The 17,510-nt window shown below is 73.8% G+C and carries 15 protein-coding genes; 8 read left to right on the top strand and 7 right to left on the bottom strand.

The window, feature by feature from the left end; translation table 11 throughout:
- Window positions 1-57: 57 nt before the first annotated feature.
- Window positions 58-1,410, bottom strand: coding sequence for a pentapeptide repeat-containing protein (locus ACTMS2_RS07575; protein WP_441174788.1), 1,353 nt, complete (start codon window positions 1,408-1,410; stop codon window positions 58-60).
- Between the two features lie 229 nt (window positions 1,411-1,639).
- Here ACTMS2_RS07575 and ACTMS2_RS07570 point away from each other — a divergent pair, with 229 nt between their 5' ends.
- Window positions 1,640-2,452, top strand: coding sequence for an alpha/beta fold hydrolase (locus ACTMS2_RS07570; RefSeq protein ID WP_441174787.1), 813 nt, complete (start codon window positions 1,640-1,642; stop codon window positions 2,450-2,452).
- 52 nt (window positions 2,453-2,504) lie between these two features.
- Here the strand turns inward: ACTMS2_RS07570 and ACTMS2_RS07565 are convergent, their stop codons facing one another.
- Window positions 2,505-3,377: an aldo/keto reductase gene (locus ACTMS2_RS07565; protein WP_441174786.1), complete on the bottom strand. Its 873-nt coding sequence runs from the start codon at window positions 3,375-3,377 to the stop codon at window positions 2,505-2,507.
- A 113-nt stretch (window positions 3,378-3,490) separates the two neighbouring features.
- Window positions 3,491-4,123, bottom strand: a complete 633-nt coding sequence (locus ACTMS2_RS07560; protein WP_441174785.1) for a hypothetical protein — start codon at window positions 4,121-4,123, stop codon at window positions 3,491-3,493.
- Window positions 4,124-4,375: 252 nt separating this feature from the next.
- Here ACTMS2_RS07560 and ACTMS2_RS07555 point away from each other — a divergent pair, with 252 nt between their 5' ends.
- From ACTMS2_RS07555 to ACTMS2_RS07535, 5 genes are all read left to right on the top strand, one after another.
- The gene (locus tag ACTMS2_RS07555) at window positions 4,376-4,741 is read left to right on the top strand and encodes a YciI family protein (protein ID WP_088999297.1); all 366 of its coding nucleotides are present in this window, start codon (window positions 4,376-4,378) and stop codon (window positions 4,739-4,741) included.
- Window positions 4,742-5,096: 355 nt separating this feature from the next.
- A complete protein-coding gene (gene pyk, locus ACTMS2_RS07550) occupies window positions 5,097-6,545 on the top strand; it encodes a pyruvate kinase (protein WP_441174784.1) in 1,449 nt (482 codons plus the stop codon).
- Window positions 6,542-7,426 (top strand): acyl-CoA thioesterase, encoded by an 885-nt coding sequence (locus ACTMS2_RS07545; RefSeq protein ID WP_088999299.1) that lies wholly within the window; start codon window positions 6,542-6,544, stop codon window positions 7,424-7,426. The genes pyk and ACTMS2_RS07545 overlap by 4 nt, the downstream gene beginning before the upstream one ends.
- Window positions 7,427-7,592: 166 nt before the next feature.
- Window positions 7,593-8,063, top strand: coding sequence for an RrF2 family transcriptional regulator (locus ACTMS2_RS07540; protein WP_441174783.1), 471 nt, complete (start codon window positions 7,593-7,595; stop codon window positions 8,061-8,063).
- A gap of 270 nt (window positions 8,064-8,333) precedes the next feature.
- Complete coding sequence (locus ACTMS2_RS07535) at window positions 8,334-9,374, top strand: TSUP family transporter (RefSeq protein WP_441175132.1); 1,041 nt, start codon at window positions 8,334-8,336, stop codon at window positions 9,372-9,374.
- A gap of 92 nt (window positions 9,375-9,466) precedes the next feature.
- Here the strand turns inward: ACTMS2_RS07535 and ACTMS2_RS07530 are convergent, their stop codons facing one another.
- Window positions 9,467-10,900, bottom strand: coding sequence for a pyridoxal-dependent decarboxylase (locus ACTMS2_RS07530; RefSeq protein ID WP_441174782.1), 1,434 nt, complete (start codon window positions 10,898-10,900; stop codon window positions 9,467-9,469).
- A 334-nt stretch (window positions 10,901-11,234) separates the two neighbouring features.
- Here ACTMS2_RS07530 and ACTMS2_RS07525 point away from each other — a divergent pair, with 334 nt between their 5' ends.
- The gene (locus tag ACTMS2_RS07525; RefSeq protein ID WP_441174781.1) at window positions 11,235-13,505 is read left to right on the top strand and encodes a cellulose binding domain-containing protein; all 2,271 of its coding nucleotides are present in this window, start codon (window positions 11,235-11,237) and stop codon (window positions 13,503-13,505) included.
- A 225-nt stretch (window positions 13,506-13,730) separates the two neighbouring features.
- On the opposite strand, the gene ACTMS2_RS07520 is transcribed toward ACTMS2_RS07525, so the two are convergent.
- A complete protein-coding gene (locus ACTMS2_RS07520; RefSeq protein ID WP_441175131.1) occupies window positions 13,731-14,741 on the bottom strand; it encodes an LLM class flavin-dependent oxidoreductase in 1,011 nt (336 codons plus the stop codon).
- Window positions 14,742-14,811: 70 nt separating this feature from the next.
- Window positions 14,812-15,291 carry an Lrp/AsnC family transcriptional regulator gene (locus ACTMS2_RS07515; protein ID WP_088999305.1) on the bottom strand — a complete coding sequence of 160 codons (480 nt, stop codon included), beginning with the start codon at window positions 15,289-15,291 and terminating at the stop codon, window positions 14,812-14,814.
- A gap of 83 nt (window positions 15,292-15,374) precedes the next feature.
- On the opposite strand from ACTMS2_RS07515, the gene ACTMS2_RS07510 reads away from it, so the two are divergent.
- Window positions 15,375-16,553 (top strand): trans-sulfuration enzyme family protein, encoded by a 1,179-nt coding sequence (locus ACTMS2_RS07510; protein ID WP_441174780.1) that lies wholly within the window; start codon window positions 15,375-15,377, stop codon window positions 16,551-16,553.
- A gap of 186 nt (window positions 16,554-16,739) precedes the next feature.
- Here ACTMS2_RS07510 and ACTMS2_RS07505 read toward each other — a convergent pair whose 3' ends face one another.
- Entirely contained in the window at window positions 16,740-17,507 is a 768-nt protein-coding gene (locus tag ACTMS2_RS07505; protein ID WP_441174779.1) for a helix-turn-helix domain-containing protein, read from the bottom strand.
- Window positions 17,508-17,510 lie beyond the last annotated feature (3 nt).

Raw genomic sequence — 17,510 nt, 5'->3', positions numbered from 1 at the left:
CAACCGGCCGACGAACGGCGCCCATCGGGTCGACGCAGACAGACGTCCCGTCTACGGTCATCCGTCGGTGAGCAGCAGCCAGTCGTCGTCCTGTCGGGCGACGGTGGTGCCCTCGGGCCAGACGTGCGGGGCGGCGGTCGTCGCCCGCGCCTGGTCGACCAGGGGGCGGCGGGCGAAGCTCGCCCCGTCGAAGGTGACCGGGCCGTGGAAGCGGGCCCGGCCGAAGTTCGCCGCCCCCTCGAACCGCGCCCGCTCGAACCAGGTCTGGTCACCGAACTCGGCCCACCGGAACAGGGCCAGGTCGGCGAAGCGGGCCCGCCGGAAGCCGGTGTAGCCGGCGAACACGGCGTAATCCATCGAGAGCCCGCTCAGGAAGACCGCCTCGCGGAAGCTGGCGCTGGCGGTGAAGCTGGTCGCGTCGAAGCTCGCCGTCCCGTGCAGCGTGGCGCCCCGGAACGAGGCCCGGGCGATGGTCGCGCGTCGGCACGACAGGTCACCGGCCAGGTCGGCCCGGTCGAAGGTGGCCCGGCCGTCGACGCGGGCATCGTCGAGGACGATCTCGGCGTCGCCGCGCAGGTCGTCACAGACCAGGTCCGCGAAGGTCGCGCCCAGCCGCAGCCGCCCGCGCACGGTCGCGCCGGCCAGGCTGGTGGTGCCGGCGCAGACCGCGCCCGTCAGGTCCGCGTCGTCCAGCGTGCAACCGGCGGCGTCGAACCCGTCGAGCCGGGCGCCGGTCAGGTCCAGCCTGACCCCGGGCCAGAAGGCGTCGTCGTCCGCGCGCAGGTGCCGGGTCAGGACCCGCTGCGCGGTGCGGCGCACCTCCGCCTCGCGCGCGTCGTCCTCGGGCGCCGGCATCCGGAGGTACGCGCAGAGCACCGCCACGATCGTCTCCCGCTGGGCGGGATTGTCCTGCCCGAGCCGCTCCAGGGCGTGCAGGCCACCAAGGCGTACGGCGGCGTTGTCGTTGCCCAGCAGTTCGACGGCGCCGGTGTACAGCTCGGTCAGCCGTCGCTCGGCGGCGTCGTGTTCGGCCGCCTCGGCCTGCCGCTCCTGGTGGCGCTGCCCGGCCTCGGCGACCGCCTCCGTGTGCGCCTGCACCCGTTCCCGGTGTGCCTGGTCCTGCGCGGCGACGGCCTCCTGGTGCCGCTGCGCGCGTTCGCCGATCCACTGCCGTCGGGCGGCGAGCAGCAGCGCGAGCCCGCCGCCGGTGCCGGCCACCACGGTCAGCCCGGTGCGGATGGCGTCGATGCGCAGCGTGGCGCGGGTGTCCGGCTGGGCGGCGCGGTCGGCCTCGCCGAGCAGCCAGTCGAGCACCAGCCAGCCGAGCAGCGCGGCGACCAGCAGCCCGACGAGCATCAGCCACCACGGCATCACCCGCAGCGGATCTTCGCGGGGCGGTGTCGGGCGCACGGGTCACAGCATGCCACCGCGCCCGGACCGGCGTGGGGCACCATCCGTCGTGGACGGACGTCGTCGGGATTGCCGGTTTGTGCTTTCGGCGCGACAAGAGGTTACCGGGCCGTAACTTGTGATTGACGTTTGTGGATTACGACCATCATCATCGTCTCCACGATCGATCGGAACCACCCCACCCCACCCCCGCCCGGTGCCACCGGGTTCCTCCATGGGAGGTGCAGCTTTGCTGCTCCGAAAGATCGTCCCCGCCCTCGCCGTCGCGGTCGCCGCCGTGCTCGCCGCCCCCGCCACCGCCGCTGTCGCGGCCCCCGACCGGCCCGCCGCCACCGCCCCCGGGGACAGCGTCAGCAGCACCGCCGAGATCGCCGCTGCCGCGGCAGGCAACCCCGTCATCGTCGTCGGTGGCCTCAGCGGCATCGCCTCCGCATACGGGCCGCTGGCCTCCCGGCTGCGCGTCGACGGGTACCGGGTCTGGGTCTACCAGCTGCCCAACCTCGGGCTCGGCGACATCCCCACCTCGGCCCGCGCGTTCAGCAGCTTCGTCGCGCAGGTCCGCGCATCGACCGGCGCGGCCAAGGTCGACGTCGTCGCCCACTCCGAGGGCGGCCTGGTGTCCCGGTACTTCATCAAGAGCCTGGGCGGGACCAGCAGCGTCGGCCGCTACGTCAGCCTCGGCACCCCGCAGTACGGCACGTACGTGGCCAACATCGTGAAGTTCCTCGGCCTGGGCAGCTGCGCCGGCATCGTCGCCTGCCAGCAGATGTCGATCGGCTCGTCGTTCCTCGCCGGCCTCAACGACGGCGACGACACCCCCGGCACGGTCCGCTGGACGGCGGTGCGCACCCTCCAGGACGAGCTGGTGCGCCCCGTCGACAACGCCAAACTGGCCGACGGAGCGACCAACGTGCTGATCCAGTCGGCGTGCCCCCTGCGGGTCGTCGGGCACCTCGGCCTGGTGCTCGACGGCACCACCTACACCGTGATCCGGCAGGCCCTGCGCGACCAGCCGATCCGCCCCAACTGCTTCGCCCTGTAGCGCTCGCGCGGGGCGGGCGGCCCTGCGCGCCGCCCGCCCCACTGCCGCGTCGTCAAGCGGCCTTGGCGAGGGCCGCGTACTCGTCGTCGGTCAGCCGCACCTCGGCGGCGGCCACGTTCTCCTCCAGGTGCGCCACCGACGAGGTGCCCGGGATCGGCAGCATCACCGGCGACCGGCGCAGCAGCCAGGCGAGGGCGAGCTGCGCGGCCGTCGCGCCGTGCCCGGTGCTGATCTCGTCCAGCGGACCGCCCGGCCGGGCCAGTTCGCCGGTGGCGATCGGGAACCAGGGGATGAACGCGAGGTCGTTGCGCTCGCAGTGCTCCAGGACGGCCTCCGCGCTGCGGTCCGCCAGGTTGTAGAGGTTCTGCACGGAGACGATCGGGGTGATGGCGCGGGCCGCCTCGATCTGCTCGACGCTCACCTCGGACAGGCCGATGTGCCGGATCTTGCCCTCCTGCTTGAGCAGCGCCAGCTCGCCGAGCTGGTCGGCGAGCGGCACCTGCGGGTCGATCCGGTGCAGCTGGTAGAGCCCGATGCTGTCCAGGCCGAGGTGCCGCAGGCTCAGCTCGCACTGCTGGCGCAGGTATTCCGGGCGCCCCACCGGACGCCAGTCGTTGGGGCCGGAGCGGGTCAGGCCGGCCTTGGTCGCGATGACCAGGTCGTCGGCGTACGGGTGCAGCGCCTCCCGGATCAGCATCTCGCTGACGAAGGGCCCGTAGGAGTCGGCCGTGTCGATGAACGTCACGCCCAGCTCGTACGCCCTGCGCAGCACCCGTACGGCCTCGGCCGGGTCCTTCGGGTCGCCCCACACACCCGGGCCGGTGAGCTGCATCGCCCCGTAGCCGAGCCGGTCGACCTGGAGGTCGCCCCCGATCCGGTACGTCCCCGAGGCCTTCGCGGGCTGCTTGCCGGCGTCGTTCGCCATGCGTGGACTCCCATCCTTCTCGTTCGTCTCCGGCGGCCGATTCAACCACCGCCGAGAGGGGCTTTCCCGCCGAATGCCGCGCCCACCAGGACCGGGGCGGATCGAGACCGGGATCACCCACCCCCGGGCCGCACGTGCACCGGGGCCGGCACGTGGTCGAGGTGGGTGTCGCGGAAGGGCCGGGTCAGCGGGCACGGGTCCAGCCCCAGCGCGTCGAGGATCGCCCGGTGCCGGCACTCGGCGAACAGCCGGGGCGCGTCGTCGAGCGGCACCTCCCCACGCAGCGCCGCGCCGAGCGCGACGATGTCGACCGCCCCGACCCCCAGCGGGGCGAACACGGCCGGGTCGTCCCCGCTCGGGCCGGGCGGCGGCGGGGCGTCCAGCGGGTAGAGCGTGCCGTCGAAGCCGGCGAGGACCTCGTTGTCGTCGTCGTCCCAGTATTCCGTCACCCAGCCCCGGTCGGAGAGGTAGCGGTGCACCTCCCGGCCGCCGGCGTGCACCGTGGCCCGCATGACGTCGGAGTCGAAGACGTCGAAGGTGACCGCCGGCTCGCGCGTGAGCAGGGTGATCAACTGCGCCAGGTCGTCGACCTCGGCGTAGCCGCTCTCCTCTTCCTCGCGCGGGACGACCGCCCACCGGCGCTCGCCGACAGGCGTCACGTACGCCTCCGTGTCGACGTCGGTCAGAACCCTGCGAATCTGCGCCAGCCCGCCCAGGGCCAGGATCGTCTGGTAGCTCGTACCCACGCCGGCAGCCTAGGGCGGGGGTGGGACAGCCTCCCGCCGCCGGACGACCGGTCGCCGACGGAGTCAACCGGCGAAACGACGCGAGCGGGCCGCAACCGGGCCGGGGCGCGGACCAAGTTCGCCGGAGCACCCGTGCGGGCCGGCTGCCCGTGCGACGCTGGGCCGTGCCGGCTCGACGTCGACCACGGGCGCTCGCCCGTCAGTCGACCGAGCGCACGTCGCCGCGTGCGGCGCGACGCGGGAGGAAACGCCATGACGGGAGTGCCGCAGGTCGACTTCGCGCTCGACACGTACGAATGCATCGTGCTGTATCCCGGCGCTGCCGGGCGGGCGCTGCCGGCGGAGACGGTGCAGCGGTTGCAGGCCGAGCACCTCGCGCACATGCAGGCCCTGCAACGACGGGGGATCATCCTGATCGCCGGTTCGGTCGACGGCCCGGCCCGCGAACCGGACCCGCCGATCGGCTTCGGCCTGGCCCGCACCGGCTCGGTGGACGACGTGCGCAGCGTGATGGAGGCCGACCCGGCCGTCCAGGCGGGGCTCTACCGGGTGGACGTGATGACCTTCCTCTGCCCGGAGGGATCGCTGGAGTTCCCGCTGGTCAAGACGCAGAGCTGAACCGCCCGCCGGCACGGCGACGACGCTTCCGGCCGGCCTCCGGCGCCGAGCGCGCCGCGCCGCGCGGGACGGACCGGGCCGGCCGTGTGCGGGACGGACCGGGTCGGACCGGCCGCGAGGTCACCCGCGCGCCGGGCGGGCTCGGTCGGTGCGCCGGGGGAGCGGCGGGGAGCACCCGCCTGTCCGGTGGCGCCGGGGGCGTACGATTCCGGCGCGCGGTCGCCGATGCCCGCCGCCTCGACGTTCCGGCGTGGGTTCCGCCCGCCGGCTGCGCGCCCGCCGCGCGTCGTTGGACAATGTTCCGCAATCCTGAAGGGGTCGGCCCGTGGTGCGACCCGGAGGAGAGACTAGCCTGATGGGCGTGACACGCCGCGCGAAAATCGTCTGCACTCTAGGGCCCGCCACCTCGTCGCCGGAGCGGATCCGCGGCCTCGTCGAGGCCGGCATGAACGTGGCCCGGCTCAACTTCAGCCACGGCAGCCACGAGGACCACGAGACGGTCTACCGGCTGGTCCGCGAGGCCGCCGACGCGGCCGGCCGGCCGGTGGCCGTGCTCGCCGACCTCCAGGGCCCGAAGATCCGGCTCGGCCGGTTCGCCGACGGCCCGCACGAGTGGCGCACCGGCGACTCGGTCGTGATCACCGGCGACGACGTCCTCGGCACCAAGGAGCGGGTCTCCTGCACCTACCGCAAGCTTCCGCAGGAGGTCAAGCCCGGCGACCGGCTGCTGATCGACGACGGCCGGGTCGCCGTCGAGGTCACCGACGTCACCGGCAACGACATCCGCTGCCTCGTCACCGAGGGCGGCCCGGTTTCCAACAACAAGGGCGTCTCGCTGCCCAACGTGGCGGTCAGCGTGCCGGCCATGTCCGAGAAGGACGCCGAGGACCTGCGTTTCGCGCTCGGCCTGGGCGTGGACCTGATCGCGCTCTCCTTCGTCCGCTCGGCGGAGGACATCAAGCTGGTGCACGGCATCATGACCGAGGAGGGCGTGCACCGGCCGGTGCTCGCCAAGGTCGAGAAGCCCGAGGCGGTCGACTGCCTGGAGCAGATCGTGCTGGCCTTCGACGGCGTCATGGTCGCCCGCGGCGACCTCGGCGTCGAGCTGCCGCTGGACCAGGTCCCGCTCGTGCAGAAGCGCGCCGTGCAGCTCTGCCGGGAGAACGCCAAGCCGGTCATCGTGGCCACCCAGATGCTCGACTCCATGATCGAGAATTCCCGCCCGACCCGCGCCGAGGCCTCCGACGTGGCCAACGCCGTGCTCGACGGCGCGGACGCGGTGATGCTCTCCGGCGAGACCAGCGTCGGCAAGTACCCGGTGCTCACCGTCAGCACGATGGCGAAGATCATCACCACCACCGAGGCCGGCTCGATCGGGGTGCCGCGCCTTCAGCACGACCCCCGTACGCACGGTGGCGCGCTCACCGTCGCCGCCTCCTCGATCGCCCGGGCCATCGGCGCCAAGGCGATGGTCGCCTTCTCGCAGACCGGTGACACCGTCAAGCGGCTCTCCCGGCTGCACTGCGACCTGCCGCTGCTGGCCTTCACCCCGGTGCCCGAGGTGCGCAACCAGCTCGCCCTCTGCTGGGGCGTGGAGACGTTCCTGATGCCGTTCGTCGAGCACACCGACGACATGTTCCGGCAGGTCGACCAGGCGCTGCTCGGGCTCGACCGGGCCAACCCCGGCGACTACGTGGTGATCGTCGCCGGCAGCCCGCCCGGCACCCCCGGCTCGACCAACACGCTGCGCGTACACCAGCTCGGGTCGCTGGTCGACGCGGCGTCGGCGAGGGCCTTGCAGTGAGCGACGCGGACGTCGCGGTCGGGCAGGCCGCGGTCGACCAGCTCCTGGAGGTGCTCGACCTGGACCACACCGGCGGGATGACCTTCCGGGGGATGAGCCCCCCGGTCGGTCCCCAGCGGGTGTACGGCGGCCAGGTCGCCGGCCAGGCGCTGGTCGCCGCCGGGCGCACCGTCGACCCGGCCCGCTTCGTGCACTCCCTGCACGGCTACTTCGTCCGCCCGGGCGACCCCGCCGAGCCGATCGTGTACGAGGTCGAGAACGTCCGCGACGGCCGCTCGTTCTCGGTGCGCCGCTCGGTGGCGCTCCAGCACGACAAGCCGATCTTCTTCATGTCGGCGTCGTTCCAGCGCACGGAGGAGGGCCTGGACCACCAGGCCCCCACCCCGCCGGACGTGCCGGGCCCGGACGAGGTCCCGACGATGACCGACCGGCTCGCCCGCTATCCGGAGCGGCTCGGCATCTGGGCGCAGATCCCGCGCCCGATCGACGTCCGCTACGTGGGCGAGCCCGGCTGGGTACGCCCCGGCGACCGGCCCGCCGACCCGCACCAGCGGGTCTGGATGCGCATCGACGGCAAGCTGCCCGACGATCCGCTGCTGCACGCCTGCGCGCTGACGTACGCCTCCGACCTGACGCTGCTGGACTCGGTGCTGTCGGTGCACGGCGAGGTCTGGGGTCCGGGCGGCGTGGTCGGGGCGAGCCTCGACCACGCACTGTGGTTCCACCGGCCGTTCCGTGCCGACGACTGGTTCCTCTACGACTGCTGGAGCCCGTCGGCGTCCGGCGCCCGGGGGCTCGCCACCGGGCGCATGTTCACCACCGAGGGGCACCACATCGCCAGCGCCGTGCAGGAAGGGCTGCTGCGCCGCGTCGGCGACTGACCGGCGCGGCCCGGCATGGTCCGGCGTGGTCTCGCCGGCCGGTCGGCCCGGCCTCGTCCGGTCCGGTCCGTCGGGGGGAGCTCGTGGCTCGTCGCCGCATCGTCACCGGCCGATCGGCTGAGGGGTGATCGTCCGGGCGGGGCGACCAGGCGACTAACCTTGCCGCATGCGCCTCTCCGCCCGGGTCGACTACGCCCTCCGCGCGGTCGTCGAGCTCGCCTCGGTGACCGGCGAAGCCGGGCCCGGGCGAAGCCGGCCCGTTACCGCCGACCAGATCGCCCGCGCCCAGGAGATCCCGCCGAAGTTCCTGGAGAGCATCCTGTTGCAGCTGCGCCGGGGCGGCATCGTGCAGGCCCAGCGAGGCCCGGAGGGCGGCTACTGGCTGGCCCGGCCGGCCGGGGAGATCTCCCTGGCCGAGGTGATCCGGGTGATCGACGGACCGCTCGCGCACGTACGCGGACAGCGGCCCGAGGAACTGGGCTACCACGGGGCCGCCCGGGCCCTCCAGGAGGTGTGGATCGCCCTGCGGGCCAGCGAGCGCGAGATCCTGGAGCTGGTCACCGTCGCCGACGTGGCCGGCGGCACCCTGCCGGGCCGGGTCGTCGAGCTGGCCGCCGACCCCCGCGCCTGGACCTGATCCGCCGCGCGACCGCACCCTTCCGGGCCGGATCGTCGCCGCCGCCTCTGCCTGGACCTGACCCGCGGCCCCGCCCGCCCCGCCGGGCCGGGTCGTCGAGCTGGCCCGCCGACCCCGCGTGGACCTGACCCATGGCGCGACCGCCCCGCAGCCGTGGTGGCCGGAGCGGTCGTGTCGTCTCACTGACCGGTTGGAGGCTTGACCGGGGCAGGGGCCGTGCCGCATTGTCGACCAAGTCGATAGGAGATGCCGAAAAGACAGGGGGCGCTCGTGCGCAAGCTGCTGGTCCTCGCGCTGGTCGGGCTCGCCGCGCAACTCGTCGACGGCGCGCTCGGCATGGCGTACGGGCTGACCTCCTCCACGTTGCTGCTGCTCGTCGGGGTGGCGCCGGCTGCCGCGTCGGCGTCCGTGCACCTGGCCGAGATCGGCACCACGCTCGCCGCCGGGGTGTCGCACTGGCGGTTCGGCAACGTCGACTGGCGGGTCGTCTCCCGGATCGCCCTCCCGGGCGCCGTGGGCGCGTTCGCCGGCGCGACCTTCCTCAGCTCGATCTCCACCGAGTCGGCCGCCCCGTGGATGGCCGGCATCCTGTTCACCCTCGGCGCGTACCTGCTGGTGCGCTTCTCCCGGCCGTTGCGCACCGACCGGCGCGGCGGCCGGCTGCGGGGCCGCTTTCTCGGCCCGCTCGGCCTGGTCGCCGGCTTCGTCGACGCCACCGGCGGCGGGGGATGGGGCCCGGTCGCCACACCGGCCCTGCTGGTCAGCGGGCGGATGGAGCCGCGCAAGGTGATCGGCTCGGTCGACACGTCCGAGTTCGTGGTCGCCGGCGCCGCCAGCCTCGGCTTCCTGATCGGCCTCGGCTCGGAGGGCTTCCTGCTGCCCATGGTCGCCGCGCTGCTCATCGGCGGCCTGATCGCCGCGCCGATCGCGGCCTGGCTCGTACGCATCGTCCCCGCCCAACTGCTCGGCGCGGCGATCGGTGGCGTGATCGTGCTGACCAACGCCCGTACGCTGATGCGCTCGGCCGACCTCGACGGCCCGGCCCGACCGGCCGTCTACGCCCTGCTGGCCGTCGCCTGGGTCGCCGCCCTGGCGCTGGCCGTCCGGGCGCTGCTGCGTACCCGCCGCCAGCGCGACGTGGCCGCGACCGCCCTCGCCGCCGTCCCCTCGGCGGCGGTCCCCTCGGCGGCCGTCCCCCCGGCGGCGGTCCCCTCGGCGGCCGTCCCCTCGGCGGTGGTCCCCTCTGCGGTGGCCTCGGCCGAGGACCGTCTCCCGACCCCGGCGGCGGTTTCCTCGGGCGGCGACCGCTGACGTCCCGCCCGTCCGGCGGCCCATCGCGGAGATCTTGGTAGAAACGTGCCCCTCCAGGGGCCGATTCCTACCAAGATCTCGCCGCTGCCGCGTCAGTGGGGGAGGAGGGCGCTCGCGGCGTCCGTGAGGAGGCTCCACGCCTCGTCGACGTGGACCTCGGTGGTGTGCGGGGAGCCGACGGCCAGGCGCAGCGTGTACCGGCCGTTCACCCGGGTGTGCGTCAGGTGCACCCGGCCCGTGGCGTTCACCCGGGCCAGCAGCTCCGCGTTGACCTCGTCGTCCGCCTCGAGTCGGAAGCACACCAGCGCGTACGGGTGCGCCCCCACCAGCGCGAACCGGGCGTCGGCGCGTACCCGGTCGGCGAACCGGGCGGCGAGCGCCACGCCGGAGCGGATGTGCGCCCGCAGCCCCTCGGCGCCGTACCAGCGCAGCACGAACCACAGCTTCAACGCCCGGAACCGGCGGCCCAGCGGCACCTGCCAGTCCCGGTAGTCGATCACCGCACCGGACTCGGTGGCGGCGTTGCGCAGGTACTCGGGCAGTACGCTGAGCGCCTCGATCAGCTCCGCCGTGTCGGCCACCCAGAACGCGTCGCAGTCGAAGCCGGTCAGCAGCCACTTGTGCGGGTCGAAGCAGTACGAGTCGGCGTACTCCAGGCCGGCGTGCCCGAACCGCAGCTCGGGGCAGACCGCCGCCGCCCCCGCGTACGCCGCGTCGACGTGCAGGAAGATCCCGTACTCGGCGCAGATCGCACCGATCTCCGGCAGCGGGTCGATGGCGGTCGTGGAGGTGGTGCCGACGGTGGCCACCACGATCGCCGGCACGACGCCGGCGGCCACGTCCGCCTCGATCGCCGCGCGCAGCGCCGCCGGGGACATCGCCTGCGTACGCGGGTCGACCTCGACCGGCCGTACGCCCTCGGCGCCCAGCCCGGCGATCCGCGCCGCCTTCTCGATGGACGAGTGGCCCTGGGTGGAGGCGTAGGCCCGGTAGCGGCGGTCGACGCCGGCCTCGCGCCAGCGGCCGCCGCCGGCGCGGTGCAACGCGACCAGGGTCGCCACCAGCGTCGCCGAGGACGCCGAGTCCTGGATCACCCCGCCGCCCGCGGTGCCGGAGCGGAACCGCTTCGGCAGGTCCAGCAGGTCGGCGAGCCAGTCCAGCAGCACGGTCTCCAACTCGGTGCACGCCGGCCCGGTCGCCCAGAGCATCCCCTGCACGCCCAGTCCCGCGCTGACCAGGTCGCCCAGCACGCTGGGCCCCGAGGTGTTGGCGGGGAAGTAGCCGAAGAAGCCGGGGTGCTGCCAGTGGGTCAGCCCGGGGGTGATCAGGGTGTCCAGGTCGGCGAGGACGGCTTCCACCGGCTCGCCGTGCTCGGGCGGGCCGGCCGGCAGCCGGGCGGCGACCGTGCCGGGCGGGTCCTGCGAGGTCACGGGCCGCCGCTCCAGCGTCGCCCAGTAGTCGGCGATCCAGTCCACGACGGCGTGTCCGGCGCGTCGGAACTCGTCCGGGGTCATGTGCTCAGCCACGCCCTGAGTCGATCAAGAATCCTGGCCGGGGGCAAGGGAAGCGCCGGGCATTCCCCGGCGTGGGGGAGGCCGGCAGGGAGGGTCGGGACCCGGGAGGAAGAGCGGATTGTCCGCAGAAAGCGCTTGCCCTAACATCGCAGGTGCGCGGAGCCACTCCCTCGACGCCGCCCGCCGGAGCATCGACGCCGCAGTGCCGGCGCCGGATCGGCGGCGTCGACACCGACGCCGGATCGCGGCGTCGGACCACCGCCGCCAGCGCGGCGCGTACCTCCGCCGGCCCGGGCAGGCCGGCGGCGGCTGCCCCGCGCGCCCGACCTCTCCGGAGGACACCCCCATGCCCTTCACCCACCGCCGCGTCGCGCTGCTCGCCGCAGCCGCCGCGGCCGCACTCGTCGCCGGTACGCTGCCCACCCTCACCGCCGCGGCGGCCGCCGCCGGTTGCCGCGTCGAGCACCGCATCACCAACCAGTGGCCCGGCGGCTTCGGCGCCGACGTCACCGTCACCAACCTGGGTGATCCGGTGAACGGCTGGACCCTGACCTGGTCGTACGCCGCCGGTCAGCAGGTCACCCAGGCGTGGAACGCGCTCGTCACCCAGTCCGGCGCCCAGGTGACCGCCCGCAACGTCGACCACAACGCGGTGATCGCCACCGGCGCGAGCACCGCCTTCGGTTTCAACGGCTCGTGGAGCGGGAGCAACCCGTCGCCCACCAGCTTCGCCCTCAACGGCACCGCCTGCACCGGCGCCGCACCCACCGGCGGCCCGACCACGCCGCCGCCGAGCAGTCCGCCGCCCACGACCCCGCCGCCCACGACGCCGCCGCCCACCGAGCCCCCGGCCGGGGCGGTGCAGATGGAGGACCTCGACCGGGGGCTGGTCAGCGTCCGCTCCGGCACCGGCAACCTGGTCTCCTGGCGGCTGCTCGGCACCGAGACCACCGGGGTGGCCTTCAACCTCTACCGCGGCGCGACCAGGGTCAACAGCAGCCCGATCACCGGGGCCACCAACTACCTCGACGGCGGCGCGGCGGCGGACGCCACCTACACCGTGCGCGCCGTGGTCGGCGGTACGGAACAGGCCCCCTCCGCGGCCGCGCTCCAGTTCCCCGCCGGCTACCTCGACGTGCCGTTGCAGGTGCCGCCCGGCGGCAGCACGCCCAGCGGTGAGAGCTACACGTACTCCGCCAACGACGCCTCCGTCGGGGACCTCGACGGCGACGGCGACTACGAGTTCGTGGTCAAGTGGGAGCCGTCGAACGCCAAGGACAACTCCCAGTCCGGCTACACCGGCAACGTGTACGTCGATGCGTACACCATCACCGGCACCCGGCTGTGGCGCGTCGACCTGGGCCGCAACATCCGCGCCGGTGCCCACTACACCCAGTTCCAGGTGTACGACTACGACGGCGACGGCCGCGCCGAGGTGGCCATGAAGACCGCCGACGGCACCCGCTCCGGCACCGGCCAGGTCGTCGGCTCCGCCACCGCCGACCACCGCAACTCCAGCGGGTACGTCCTCGCCGGCCCCGAGTACCTGAGCATGTTCGACGGCCGCACCGGCGCGGTCCTCTCCACCGTCGCCTACGACCCGCCGCGCGGCACGGTCTCCTCCTGGGGCGACAGCTACGGCAACCGGGTCGACCGCTTCCTCGCCGCCACCGCCTACCTCGACGGGCGGCGGCCGTCACTGGTGATGGCCCGCGGCTACTACACCCGGGCGGTCGTGGCGGCCTGGGACTTCCGCGACGGCACCCTGCGCAAGCGGTGGACCTTCGACTCGAACGCCTCGGGCAACGGCGCCGCCTTCGGTCAGGGCAACCACAACCTCTCCGTCGCCGACGTCGACGCCGACGGCCGGCAGGAGATCGTGTACGGCTCCGCCACCATCGACGACGACGGCCGCCTCAGGTACGCCACCGGCTTCGGCCACGGCGACGCCCTGCACGTCGGCGACCTCGTCCCCGCCCGCGCCGGCCTGGAGGTCTTCACGATCCACGAGTCCGGCAACCAGCCGGCGGCCGACCTGCACGACGCCCGCACCGGCCAGGTCGTCTGGCAGCGACCGAACAACGGGGGAGCGGAGGGCCCCGGCCGGGGCGTCGCCGCCGACATCCACGCCGGCAGCCCCGGCGCCGAGTTCTGGGGTGCCGGCACCCACATGGGCGACCTCTACAACGCCAACGGTGCCGTCGGCGGGCGCCGGCCGTCCTCGGCGAACTTCCTCGCCTGGTGGGACGGCGACCCGGTACGGGAGCTGCTCGACGGCACCCGGATCGACAAGTACGGCACCGGCGGCGACACCCGACTGCTCACCGCGAGCGGCGTGGCGGCGAACAACGGCACCAAGTCCAACCCGGCGCTCTCCGCCGACCTGTTCGGCGACTGGCGCGAGGAGGTCGTCTGGCGCACCAGCGACAGCCGCGCCCTGCGGATCTACAGCACGCCCACGCCCACCAGCACCCGGATCTACACGCTCATGCACGACCCGCAGTACCGGGTGGCGGTCGCCTGGCAGAACACCGCCTACAACCAGCCCCCGCACCCGGGCTTCTTCCTCGGCGACCAGATGGCCGCCCCGCCCACGCCCGACATCCACCTGCGCTGAACCCGGTACCCGGCCGGCGGCGGCGCCTCGGGGCGCTCCGCCGGCCGGTGGTGGGACGAGAGAAAAAGGCACCGGGCCGCAGCCGCGGAATCCGCACAGCTCCGGCCCGGTGCCCCACACCGCGGCATCCCCGACCCGTCCCGACCGGAAATGCCGTACCACCACCGAGGACAAACCTAGGCGGGCCACGCGTCGCCCCGGTGACGCCGACGTGAAGATCGTGTTTCAGCCCTCGCTGCGCAGGCCGCCGGCCACCCGCTCGGCGATCAGCTCGTACGAGCGCACCCGGTCGGCCACGTCGTACACGAGCGTGGTCAGCATCAGCTCGTCGGCGCCGGTGCGCGCCAGCAGCTCGTCGAGCTGCCGTCGTACGGTCTCGGGCGAGCCCGTCGCCTGCCCGTCGCGGCGCTGACGCACGAACTCGCGCTCGGCCTGCGTGTACGGGTACGCCGCCGCCTCGTCCGGCGTCGACAGGGGCTCCGGCCGACCCGAACGCAGCCGCAGGAACGACAGCGCCGCCGGCCCCGCCAGCCACTCCGCCCGCTCGTCGGTGTCCGCGCAGACCGCGTTGACGGCCACCATCGCGTACGGCGCGTCCAGCCACTTCGACGGCCGGAAGTGCTGCCGGTACAGCGCCAGCGCGGGAACCGTGTTCTGCGCGCTGAAGTGGTGCGCGAAGGAGAACGGCAGGCCCAGCAGCCCCGCCAGCTGGGCGCTGAACCCGCTGGAGCCGAGCAGCCAGACCGCCGGCTGCTCGCCGAGGCCCGGGGTGGCCGTGATCGGGCCCGGCCGCTCGCCGCTGAAGTAGTTCATCAGGTCCGCCAGCTCCCGGGGGAAGCCCTCCGCCGACAGCCCCTCCATCGTCCGGCGCAGCGCCAGCGCGGTCACCTGGTCGGTGCCCGGGGCGCGGCCGATGCCCAGGTCGATGCGGCCCGGGTGCAGCGCCTCCAGCGTGCCGAACTGCTCGGCCACCACCAGCGGCGCGTGGTTGGGCAGCATCACCCCGCCCGAGCCCAGCCGGATCGTCGACGTGTGCGCCGCCAGGTGCGCGAGCAGCACCGCCGGGGCGGAGCTCGCGATCGCCGGCATGTTGTGGTGCTCGGCCACCCAGAACCGGCGGTACCCGAGTTGCTCCGTGCGTCGGGCCAGCTCGGTGGTGTGCCGCAGCGCCGCGCCGGCGGTGGCGCCGGCCGCGACGGGGGCGAGATCGAGAACAGACAGCGGTACGTTGATCACACGAGTGGCCAACCCCGCCCACCTCGGCTTTGTTCCCCGCGGCAACCAGGCTCACGGTGCCCGCCGGGCCTCATCCCATGCCGCGTGCCTGCTCGAAGATCAGACTCGTCTGGGTGTGCAGCACCGCCGGATCCACGGCCAGATGGTCCAGCACGAAGTCGCGCAGCGCGTCCGCCGAGGCCGCCCGTACGTGCAGCACGTAGTCCTCCGCGCCCGCCACGTGGAACACCGCCACCACCCCCGGCAGCCGCACGGACCGGGCCCGGAAGGCGTCCACCGCCGCCCGCTCGTGCGCGGTCAACCGCACCGACACCAGCGCCTGCAACGGCAGCCCCACCGCCGCCGGATCCACCTCCGCGTGGAACCCGCGGATCGCCCCGCGCTCCCGTAGGGCGCGGGTGCGCGTCAGGCACGTCGAGGGGGCCACCCCGACCCGCTCGGCGAGGGCGTTGTTCGGCAGCCGGCCGTCGGCGGCCAGCTCCGACAGGATCGCCCGGTCGGTGTCGTCCAGGTCGGCGAACCGCCGCACATCATTCGTCGCAAGGGGCATGCAGGCATCTTCCATCGAATCTGTCCGCGCCTCCAAGTGCAATTACCGAATCATGTTCGGAACTATTGCCCCGGGTTGGCGCTATGTTCGATCCTTCCGGCATGACGACCGTGGACACCAGAGCCGTGCACGCCGGCCGCGACGACCTCGCCGCCCTCGGCGTCCACGTGCCGCCCATCGACTTCTCCACCACCAACCCGCTGCCGTCGGTCGACGCCGGCGGCGACGCGTACGAGGCCCTCGCCACCGGCGGCACCCTTCCCGCAGGCGGTAGCGCCGTCTACCAGCGCCTGTGGAACCCCACCGTGGCCCGCTTCGAGACGGCCCTGGCCGACCTCGAAGGCACCACCGACGCCGTCGCCTTCGCCAGCGGCATGGCCGCCCTCACCGCCACCCTGCTCGCCGCCACCCGGGACGGAAAGCGGCACCTCGTCGCCGTCCGCCCCCTCTACGGCGGCACCGACCACGTGCTCGCCACCGGCCTGCTCGGCACCACCGTCACCTGGGCCCGCGCGGACGAGGTCGCCGCCGCAGTCCGCCCCGACACCGCCCTGGTGATCGCCGAGACCCCGGCCAACCCCACCCTCGACCTGGTCGACATCGCCGCCCTCGCCCGGGCCGCCGGCGACGTGCCGCTGCTCGTCGACAACACCGTCGCCACCCCCGTGCTCCAGCAGCCCACCCGCCACGGCGCCACGCTCGTGCTGCACAGCGCCACCAAGAGCATCGGCGGACACGGCGACGTCCTCGCCGGCGTGGTCGCCTGCGACGCCGACTGGGCCGCCCGGCTGCGCCAGGTCCGCGCCCTCACCGGCGCGATCCTGCACCCCCTCGGCGCGTACCTGCTGCACCGTGGCCTGCAGACCCTGCCGGTGCGCGTGCGCGCCCAGCAGGCCGGCGCCGAGAAGCTCGCCGCCTGGCTCGCCACCCACCCCGCCGTCGCCGTCGTGCACCACCCGTCGCTGCACGACCCCGCCGGGCTCGTCGGGCGGCAGATGAGCGGCCCGGGCAGCCTGCTCGCCTTCGAGGTACGCGGCGGCGCGCCTGCCGCAGCCGCCGTGGCCAACGCCTGCCGGCTGATCACCCACGCGGTGTCGCTGGGCGGCGTCGACACCCTCATCCAGCACCCGGCCTCGCTGACCCACCGACCCGTCGAGGGCGAGGCCAAGCCGTGTGGCGGCCTGCTGCGCATCTCCGTCGGCCTGGAGGACCCGGAAGACCTGCGCGCCGACCTGGCACTGGCCCTGGCCGAACTCGGCTGACCCGCACCGACGTCGGCATGGTGCGGGGACGGGTGGAACATCAGGGTTGCCAACGACCCCGCATGACATCCCTGACGTCCCACCCGTCCCTGGTCGACGCGGCGGCACCCGTCCCGGCACTGCTTGTGCTCGTGGTGGCGGCGATCCCGGGCCGGGACCATCGCGTCAGGACTTCGGAGGTGCGGGTCAGGACTTGGGGCCGACGTGGCGGTCGAGGGCGGCGACCGCCTCCCGGCGCGCCACCGAGAGGCAGTTGCGGCGGGTCATCCGCCATGCGACGCCGAGCAGGTGCAGCGCCCACTGGCACAGCCCCATGATGTCGGTCGACTCGTTGCTGAACATGTAGCGGGGGTAGACGTACTCCTTGCCCCGGACGGTGACCCGGTTGGCGAAGCGGCACCCGTCGGAGTGGAACAGGCCGCGCACGAAGTCGCCGGGGAACCTGGTGATGATCTCCTTCTGCCAGTCGGCGAGGACGATCGGCCGTTCGTGCTTCTTGCCGGGCCCGTGCTGGGGCAGCAGACACAGCCAGTGTTTGCCGTAACTCTGAACACCTACGCAGCCCTGCTTCTGCACCCGCTGCACCGCACCAGCCAGCACGTCTCGCATGGCCTGCTCGCAGCGGGTGATCAGGTCGGGCCAGGCGTCCGAGCAGTAGATGCGTAGCACCGGGACGCGTGCGGTCGTGACGAGGTGGCCGTCGCCGAGGTAGAGGCCCAGGAGGTAGGCGTAGGCGGCCACACTTGTCGGCTTGCCGACGGTCGGTCGGCAGCGGAAGCAGCGCAGCGCAGTCGGCTGCATGAGCGGTTCTGGCCGGTCACGGCACCAGTGCCACACGGTGTGGTAGGAGAGGCCGACACTGCGGGCGGTGTCGGCGATGCTCGCTCCGGAGAGGTGCAACCGCTGGGCGCGAGCGCGGATCTCGGATGGATGCACCTCGCCACTGTCGAACATGTG

The sequence above is a fragment of the Micromonospora sp. SD12 genome, assembly GCF_052068495.1.
GTDB lineage: Bacteria > Actinomycetota > Actinomycetes > Mycobacteriales > Micromonosporaceae > Micromonospora > Micromonospora echinofusca.
Note: the sequence above shows the minus strand (reverse complement) of the source record. Positions and strands in the feature narration are given on the sequence as shown.

What these genes read in the sequence shown, in the direction of transcription:
- ACTMS2_RS07565 (WP_441174786.1), bottom strand. Translation starts at nt 3,377, where the DNA reads ATGGCGAACGACGCCGGCAAGCAGCCCGCGAAGGCCTCGGGGACGTAC.
- ACTMS2_RS07555 (WP_088999297.1), top strand. Translation starts at nt 4,376, where the DNA reads ATGACGGGAGTGCCGCAGGTCGACTTCGCGCTCGACACGTACGAATGC.
- pyk (WP_441174784.1), top strand. Translation starts at nt 5,097, where the DNA reads ATGGGCGTGACACGCCGCGCGAAAATCGTCTGCACTCTAGGGCCCGCC.
- ACTMS2_RS07540 (WP_441174783.1), top strand. Translation starts at nt 7,593, where the DNA reads ATGCGCCTCTCCGCCCGGGTCGACTACGCCCTCCGCGCGGTCGTCGAG.
- ACTMS2_RS07525 (WP_441174781.1), top strand. Translation starts at nt 11,235, where the DNA reads ATGCCCTTCACCCACCGCCGCGTCGCGCTGCTCGCCGCAGCCGCCGCG.
- ACTMS2_RS07515 (WP_088999305.1), bottom strand. Translation starts at nt 15,291, where the DNA reads ATGCCCCTTGCGACGAATGATGTGCGGCGGTTCGCCGACCTGGACGAC.
- ACTMS2_RS07510 (WP_441174780.1), top strand. Translation starts at nt 15,375, where the DNA reads ATGTTCGATCCTTCCGGCATGACGACCGTGGACACCAGAGCCGTGCAC.
- ACTMS2_RS07505 (WP_441174779.1), bottom strand. Translation starts at nt 17,507, where the DNA reads ATGTTCGACAGTGGCGAGGTGCATCCATCCGAGATCCGCGCTCGCGCC.